This is a genomic window from Legionella quateirensis, from assembly GCF_001467955.1.
GTDB classification, from domain to species: Bacteria; Pseudomonadota; Gammaproteobacteria; order Legionellales; family Legionellaceae; genus Legionella; species Legionella quateirensis.
On the sequence record NZ_LNYR01000027.1, the window covers coordinates 1 to 430 of the forward strand.

Here is a 430-nt window from a genome sequence, read left to right on the forward strand (position 1 = left end):
ACCGATATAGACAGCGCTTCTGTGACCACCACGATTTCTGTAGCACACGGCAGCTTAACGGCTTTGGCAACGGCAGGGGTTACGATTACGAATAACGGAACGGGCAGTGTGACCTTAACGGGATCTCCTGCTGCAATTACCACGGCTTTGGATGGTTTAAGTTACCAACCTATTGCCGATTACAACGGTGCTGACAGCTTAACTATAGTCACCAGTGATGGCGCCTTAAGTGATACGGATAACATTGCTATTACGGTGACACCCGTTGTGGATATTGCCAACGATGCCATAACCTTGAATGAAGACACGGTGGCTAATCTTGATGTGAATGCCAATGATACCTTTGAAAGCGCAGGCCATACCATCACTGCGATTGATGGTACAGCTATTACCGCAGGCAACACCGTAACGGTAGCCAACGGCACAGTGC

Annotated in this window: 1 protein-coding gene; it reads left to right on the forward strand. The window is 49.1% G+C overall.

Annotated features, from left to right (window positions below):
* On the forward strand, positions 1 to 430 hold a 430-nt coding region (locus Lqua_RS18350; RefSeq protein WP_202972751.1), incomplete at both ends, for a hypothetical protein.